Below are 7,157 nucleotides of genomic sequence, written 5' to 3'. Positions count from 1 at the left end.
CCCTCCGGCCCTTGTTGATCAAGAGGTTTCGGTCAGAAAACGCGCTTCCGATGACCGAAACCTCTTGATCAACGCGGGTCAGAGGGGGGGTGGGGTGGGTGGGGGGTGGGGTGGGTAGGTGGGTTAGTTGAGGGCGGCTTGGGCTTCGGCTTGGGCCTTCATGCGGGCGGCGCGGTCTAGGTCGGCTTGTTGGACGGCTGCTACCGAACCGAAGATGCTGACTGCCTGGTAGTAGGTCCAGGCCAGGCTGTAGCAGGCCGGTCGGACTACCGAGTTGTACGTGGCGCAGACGCGCTTCAGGTCCTCGTAGAAGGCGCTGTCCAGGCGGGACTTGTTGGCGGAGAACTGGCCGACCGCTTTGTAGTTGCGGTAGCCGAAGTCGTGCCGGTAGCAGCCCAGGTTGAAGGTGAACCCGAGCGGGTTGTCCGGGCTGGACGAGCAGTAGTCGGTGGACCAGTTGAAGTTGTACTCGGCCCACGGGGCCTGGTTGACCCGGGCGCTGTTCCACGAGTTGTAGCTGGACGCGCTGGTCTGGGTCCAGCTGGACAGCACGGACAGCTTCTGGGCGGGGGTGACGGCGGCGGCGGGGGAGGCGATGGCGAGGGTGGCGAGCAGCGCTAACGCGCCCGAGGCGAGCAGGGTGGTGAGACGTCGGGGCACGGTTTACCTCCGCGGGGGTGGGCGGGTGGGACGGAAGTTACCGGCGGGTTACCGGATGTCGATGAGTGTCGATCAGCTGATCAACTGGGCGGTATGCACGTCGCCAACTATTGGTGACATGCGTCGAAACAGACGAATGCCCCGGACGCGCGAGGCGTCCGGGGCATTCAGAGAAGCGGGTTAGTGCCTGATGAAGGCCGGTGGGCTCACCGGGCTCTCGTTGGCCGATCGGTCCAGCGCGGTCAGCAGATAGGTGTAGCCCTGACCGGGCAGAGCTGAGGTGTCCACCCAGGACTGGGTGCCGCCGGGGGTGGCCCGGACGGTGTCGACCAGGTGGGTGGCGTCCGCCGTGGCGCAGCGGCCGGGCAGCGCGGTGCCGTCGAGCCGATAGATCGCGTACGAGGTGGCGGTGCCTAGCGGGCCGACGCCGTCGGCGGGCTGCCGCCAGGTGAGCCGAACCCCGTCGGCCTGCCGGGTCGCCTTGCTCACCACTGGGAAGAGCAGCGGCCGGGCCGGTAGGTGCGGCATGGCCGGCACCAGCGCCGGGCGGGAGTAGTGCTCGCTCGCGTAGATGTCGGTGGCGCCCAGCCGGTTGGCGCGCACCTGCACCGCGGAGAAGTGCACGTTGCCCTGCACCTGCGGGTACGACCGGTTGAGCGTCAGGTGGTCGGACAGCTCACGCGGGTTCTGCCAGTACGGCCCGTACGCCGGGTCGCCGCTCTTGTAGTCGGCCTGGCCGATGTAGAGCTGCACACGGGTGCCGCGCACCGTCTCGGCCCACCACGGCACGAGGCGCGCGTAGTCGGCCGCCGGGTACTGGCCGATGTACCAGTAGAGCTGCGGCACCACGTAGTCGATCCACTCCTGCTTGATCCACTTGCGGGTGTCGGCGGAGATGATGTCGTACGACTGGCTGCCGGTGGTGTCCGAGCCGAGTGGGTCGGCGCTCTTGTTGCGCCAGATGCCGAACGGGCTGACGCCGAACTTCACCCACGGCTTCGCCGCCTTGATCTTGCCGTTCATCTCCTGGATCAGCAGGTTGATGTTGTCCCGCCGCCAGTCCGCCCGGTCGGTGAAGCCCCGGTTGTGCGCCGCGAAGGTCGCGTCGTCCGGCACCTGGTAAGTGCCGCTGGGGTAGGGGTAGAAGTAGTCGTCGAAGTGGACGCCGTCGATGTCGTACCGCTGGACCGCGTCCATCATGGCGGTCTGGACGAACTCGCGGACCTCGGGGATGCCGGGGTTGTAGTAGAGCCGGCTGCCGGCCACGCCGGCCGGTGGGTAGGCGAAGGTCCAGTCGGGGTGTTGCTGGGCCGGGTGGCCGGGGGCGAGCTGGGTGAGGTCGGCGCCGGCGCCGCCGGGGGCCGGCATCGAGACCCGGTACGGGTTGAACCAGGCGTGGAACTCCAGGTTGCGCTTGTGCGACTCGTCGACCAGGAAGGCCAGTGGATCCCAGCCGGGGTCCTGGCCGCGTACGCCGGTCAGGTACTCCGACCAGGGCTCGTACGGTGAGGGCCAGAGCGCGTCGGCGGTGGGCCGGACCTGCACCACTACCGCGTTGTGGTGCAGCCGCTCGGCGAGGTCGAGCAGTTCGCGGTATTCGGCCTGCTGGGCGGCGATCCGGTCCGGGTCGGTCTGGGACGCCTTGCTGGGCCAGTCGATGTTGACCACCGACGAGATCCACATGGCCCGGAACTGCCGTTTGGGGGTGGCCGGGTCGGTGGTGCAGGTGGCGGTGGTGGTGCCGACCGCGTGGGGTGCGGCGGTCGCGGGGGTGGCGGTGACGAGCGTGCCGAGCAGGGCTGCGACCAGCCCGGCGGCTCCGAGTCGGGTGGCTTTCATGCGGTGTGTCCCTTCGTTGGGGCTCCCGGATGCTGCACGCGGCACCCGTTCGGCAAGATTCGCCGCAGATGTCCGCGTTACTGGTAGGAAATTTTCACAGTCTGGCCATTGCCGCAAGGGTTCACGGTTGACCATTCCCGTGACTGGGTAGCAACGCCGGCTACCGGCCGCCACGGAGGTGGTCGCACGGTGGGAGGGGTGACCGGGTGTCCGTGCTGCGCACAAAACCAATCAAGGACGTGATAGCCCAGGGTGAGGCGGACGGCAGCGACGGCCAACTCGGGCTGAAGAGACGGCTCGGCGCGGTCGACCTCACCGGCTTCGGTATCGGCATCGTGATCGGCACCGGCATCTTCACGCTCACCGGGATCGAGGCCCGGGACAGCGCCGGGCCGGGCGTGGTGATCTCCTTCGCCATCGCCGGCGTGGTGGCCCTGCTCGCCGCCCTCTGCTACGCCGAGCTGGCCTCCAGCGTGCCGACCGCCGGCAGCGCCTACACCTACGCGTACGCCACGATGGGCGAGATCGTCGCCTGGATCATCGGCTGGGACCTGCTGCTGGAGTTCGCGCTCGGCGCCGCCGTGGTGGCCCGAGGCTGGTCCGGATACCTCGCCGAACTGCTCGACCTGCCAACCCGCTGGTTCGGCGAGGAGGGCAGCGCGGTCAACGTGGGTGCCATCGCCATCGTGCTGATCCTCGGCATCGTGGCGATCGTCGGCATCCGGGAATCCGCCCGGATCACCAACCTGCTGGTGCTGGTCAAGGTGGCCATCTGCGTCTTCGTGGTGGTCGCCGGGCTGTTCTTCGTCAAGGCCGCCAACCTCACCCCGTTCATCCCGCCGGCCGAGCCCGCCGGCAGCGGTGACGACGGCATCAAGCAACCGGTCACGCAGGCGCTCTTCGGGCTGGAGCCGTCGGTCTTCGGCTTCGTCGGGGTGCTCAGCGCCGCCGCCGTGGTCTTCTTCGCGTACACCGGCTTCGAGGCCGTGGCCAACCTGGGCGAGGAGACGCGCAAGCCCAAGCGGGACCTCACCCTGGGCCTGCTCGGCACGCTGCTGATCTCCACCGTGCTCTACATCGGCGTCTCGCTGGTGGTGGTCGGGATGGTGCCGTACACCGAGATCGACCGGGGCGCTCCGATCGCGTCCGCCTTCGAGTCGGTCGGCGCGGGCTGGGCGGCCGTGCTTGTCTCCATCGCCGCGGTCGCGGGCCTGACCAGCGTCATCCTGGTCGACCTGGTGGCGATGGGCCGGATCGGCTTCGCCATCGCCCGGGACGGGTTGATCCCGCCCTCGATCGCGAAGGTGCACCCGCGCTGGGGCACGCCGTACCGGATCTCGGCGATCATGACGGTGGCGGTCGCACTGTTGGCCGGCTTCCTGCCGCTCTCCGCGCTGGCCGACCTGGTCAGCATCGGCGCGCTCTGCGCGTTCGTGCTCGTGTCGGTGGCCGTGCCGATCCTGCGCCGCAAGCGGCCGGACCTGGAGCGGCCGTTCCGGGTGCCGTTCTCACCGGTGCTGCCGATCGTCTCGGCGCTGGCCTGCTTCTACCTGATGCTCAACCTGTCGGTGGAGACCTGGCTGCGGTTCCTGGCCTGGATGCTGCTCGGCGCGTTGATCTACTTCGGCTACGGCTACCGCCGCAACCGGCTGGCCCAACACGAACCCGCCGTCGCCCCGGCTCCCCGGGAGCCGACCGCCGACAGCTGATCCGGTGGTGGGTGGGTCAGTCGAAGAAGCGGGCCAGGTGGGACTGCGGTGCCGGATCGGCGTCCGGCGGCAGGGGGGTCAGGTCGGCGAAGATCGAGGCACCGTCGCAGCCGGCGTGCAGCGGGTACCACCGCGGCGTGCCGGGTGGCCGGAGCTGGCAGATCCCCTTGAACGTCTGCACGTCCATCAGCCGGACGTGGGTCGGGTCGGCCACCGCGTTGACGTGCCCCCACCAGGGGCTCATCACGTGCAGCACGCCGCCGGGGCGAAGCACCCGGTGGCACTCGTCGACAAGCGGCAGGAAGTCGATCAGGTGCTCCAGGATGTGCACCGCGAAGAGGACGTCCACCGACTTGTCGGCGAGCGGCAGCGAACCGGACAGGTCCGCGACCGCGTCCACGCCGGGTGCCGGGTAGATGTCCAGCCCCAGGTTGCCCGACCACTGCTTGGTCGGCCCGCAACCGAGGTCGACGACCACCGGCGCTCGCCCGCCGATGCCGACCCGGCACCAGACGCCGTACACGCCGGCCAGCTGCCCCACCAGGCTTCGGACGAGCCGCAGCTCGGCGGGGTCGGCTACGTTGCCGCTCAGATGGGCCACCCCCCGGTCGAAGCGCACCTCGACCGCCAGGTCCCGCAATCGATCATCGTGCCGGACCTGGTCCGCCCATGCCTGCGCGAGGAATTCGTCAATCGCCCGCAGCCGGTCGGCCGAGGGCGGAGTCTGTGCCAAAGCGACCATTCGGGCCACCTCCCGCCGCGCGTTACCCGCAATCACGCCTGGTATGCGCCGCTCATCCATTTTTCGGGGGTGACCCGGGCAGCCCGCCGACCAGGTGTGCGGGGCCTGGCTGCAATGAGCGTGATGACTCACAGACATCACGATGACTCACGGACATCACGCTCTACAGAAACTGCGGGTCCCGGGCCGGCCCGGGACCCGCAGCGGGGGTCAGCCCGAGATGGTGCGGCGGCCCCCGCGCATCCGCTGGCGGGGCGGCGGGTCGGCGGGCTTCGGCCGCTTGAGGTGGTAGCGGTGCAACTCGGACAGGCCCTCCAGGGACGGGTCCTCGCTCATCGCGACCAACTCCCAGCCCTGGTCGCCGGCACGGTTCAGGTGAGCCAGCGAGGTGTCGCCGTACGGCGTCACGTCGACCATCGAGCCGTCCGGGCCGTACCAGACGAAGACGACCTCCCAGCCGAGGTCGGTGGTCGCGGCCTGGCGGCGGCGGACCAGCAGCGCGTACTCCCACTTGAGCATGCCGTCATTCTCACCCCGCGCCGGCCTGCGGGCACGGATCAATCCTCGGCGATCCGCCCGCCGTCGACCCGCAGCCGCCGGTTGGTCTCGATGGCGGCCAGCATCCGCCGGTCATGGGTGACCAGCAGCAGCGTTCCGGGGTAGCTGGCCAGCGCCGATTCGAGCTGTTCGATGGCGGGCAGGTCCAGGTGGTTGGTGGGCTCGTCCAGCACCAGCAGGTTGACCCCACGGCCCTGGAGCAGGGCCAGCGCCGCCCGGGTCCGCTCACCGGGGGAGAGGGTGGCCGCCGGTCGGGGCACGTGCGCCGCCCGCAGCCCGAACTTGGCCAGCAGGGTCCGCGCGTCCGCCGGCGACAAATGAGGTACGGCCGCCTCGAACGCGTCGATCAGCGGCATGTCGCCGAGGAACAGCCCGCGGGCCTGGTCCACCTCGCCGACCACCACACCGGGCCCGAGCGAGGCCGTGCCGGCGTCCAGCGGCAGCCGCCCGAGCAGCGCGGCCAGCAGGGTGGACTTGCCCGAGCCGTTCGCCCCGGTCACCGCGACCCGGTCCGCCCAGTCGATCTGCAGGTCGATCGGGCCGAGGGTGAAGCCACCTCGGCGCACCACGGCGCCGCGCAGCGTGGCCACGACGGCGCCGGCGCGGGGGGCGGCGGCGATCTCCATCCGCAGCTCCCACTCCTTGCGGGGCTCCTCGACCACGTCGAGCCGTTCGATCAGCCGTTCGGTCTGCTTGGCCTTGGCGGCCTGCTTCTCGGTCGCCTCGCTGCGGAACTTACGGCCGATCTTGTCGTTGTCGGTGGCCTTGCGGCGGGCGTTCTTCACGCCCTTCTCCATCCAGGAGCGCTGGGTGCGCGCCCGCGCCTCCAGGCTCGCCCGCGTGTCGGCGTACTCCTCGAAGTCGGCGCGGGCGTGCCGGCGGGCCACCTCGCGCTCCTCCAGGTAGGCCGCGTAGCCGCCGCCGTAGTGATTGACCTGCTGCTGCGGCAGGTCCAGCTCCAGCACCCGGGTCACCGTGCGAGTCAGGAACTCCCGGTCGTGGCTGACCAGCACCGTGCCGGCCCGCAGCCCGGTGACGAACTCCTCCAGCCGCTCCAACCCGGCCAGGTCCAGGTCGTTTGTCGGCTCGTCGAGCAGGAACACGTCGTACCGGCTGAGCAGCAGCGACGCCAGCCCGGCCCGCGCCGCCTGGCCGCCGGAGAGCCCGGTCGTCGGGTGGTCCAGGTCGACCGCCAGCCCCAGGTCGGCGCTCACCTGCTCGGCGCGTTCGTCCAGGTCCGCACCGCCGAGGGCGAGCCAGCGCTCAAGCGCGTCGCCGTACGCGTCGTCGGCGCCAGCCGCCCCGGCGGTCAACGCCTCGGTCGCCGCGTCCAACGCCGCCTGCGCGGCGGTCACCCCGGTGCGCCGGGCCAGGAAGTCCCGCACGGTCTCGCCCGGTCGCCGATCCGGCTCCTGCGGCAGGTGCCCGACGCTCGCGGTGGGTGGGCTGAGCCGCACGCTGCCGGCCTCGACCGGTAACAACCCGGCGAGGGTACGCAGCAGCGTCGACTTGCCGGCCCCGTTCGGCCCGACCAGCCCGACCACGTCGCCGGGGGCGACCACCAGGTCCAATCCGGCGAAGAGCGGGCGGTCGCCGTGCCCGGCGGCCAGGTCCTTGACGATCATCGTGGCGCTCATCAGGACGGCAGC

General features: G+C 70.5%; 6 protein-coding genes. 1 reads left to right on the top strand and 5 read right to left on the bottom strand.

From position 1 onward, the window contains the following. Positions 1-123: 123 nt before the first annotated feature. Both IF46_RS0129735 and IF46_RS0129730 read right to left on the bottom strand, forming a co-directional pair. The gene (locus IF46_RS0129735; protein WP_030491719.1) at positions 124-660 is read right to left on the bottom strand and encodes a phospholipase; all 537 of its coding nucleotides are present in this window, start codon (positions 658-660) and stop codon (positions 124-126) included. A 180-nt stretch (positions 661-840) separates the two neighbouring features. Further along, positions 841-2,499 carry a glycoside hydrolase family 10 protein gene (locus IF46_RS0129730; RefSeq protein ID WP_030491718.1) on the bottom strand — a complete coding sequence of 553 codons (1,659 nt, stop codon included), beginning with the start codon at positions 2,497-2,499 and terminating at the stop codon, positions 841-843. 206 nt (positions 2,500-2,705) lie between these two features. On the opposite strand from IF46_RS0129730, the gene IF46_RS0129725 reads away from it, so the two are divergent. Continuing rightward, positions 2,706-4,208: an amino acid permease gene (locus IF46_RS0129725; protein ID WP_030491717.1), complete on the top strand. Its 1,503-nt coding sequence runs from the start codon at positions 2,706-2,708 to the stop codon at positions 4,206-4,208. 16 nt (positions 4,209-4,224) lie between these two features. Here IF46_RS0129725 and IF46_RS0129720 read toward each other — a convergent pair whose 3' ends face one another. The 3 genes from IF46_RS0129720 to IF46_RS0129710 all read right to left on the bottom strand — a co-directional run bounded on the left by IF46_RS0129720 (position 4,225) and on the right by IF46_RS0129710 (position 7,145). Continuing rightward, entirely contained in the window at positions 4,225-4,950 is a 726-nt protein-coding gene (locus tag IF46_RS0129720; protein ID WP_030491716.1) for a methyltransferase domain-containing protein, read from the bottom strand. 210 nt (positions 4,951-5,160) lie between these two features. Beyond that, positions 5,161-5,469 carry a hypothetical protein gene (locus IF46_RS0129715; protein ID WP_030491715.1) on the bottom strand — a complete coding sequence of 103 codons (309 nt, stop codon included), beginning with the start codon at positions 5,467-5,469 and terminating at the stop codon, positions 5,161-5,163. A 38-nt stretch (positions 5,470-5,507) separates the two neighbouring features. Further along, positions 5,508-7,145, bottom strand: a complete 1,638-nt coding sequence (locus IF46_RS0129710; RefSeq protein WP_030491714.1) for an ABC-F family ATP-binding cassette domain-containing protein — start codon at positions 7,143-7,145, stop codon at positions 5,508-5,510. Positions 7,146-7,157 lie beyond the last annotated feature (12 nt).

Source organism: Micromonospora chokoriensis (assembly GCF_000718555.1).
GTDB classification, from domain to species: Bacteria; Actinomycetota; Actinomycetes; order Mycobacteriales; family Micromonosporaceae; genus Micromonospora; species Micromonospora chokoriensis_B.
The sequence above is the reverse complement of the archived record's forward strand: the minus strand, read 5'-3'. Positions and strand labels throughout refer to the sequence as shown.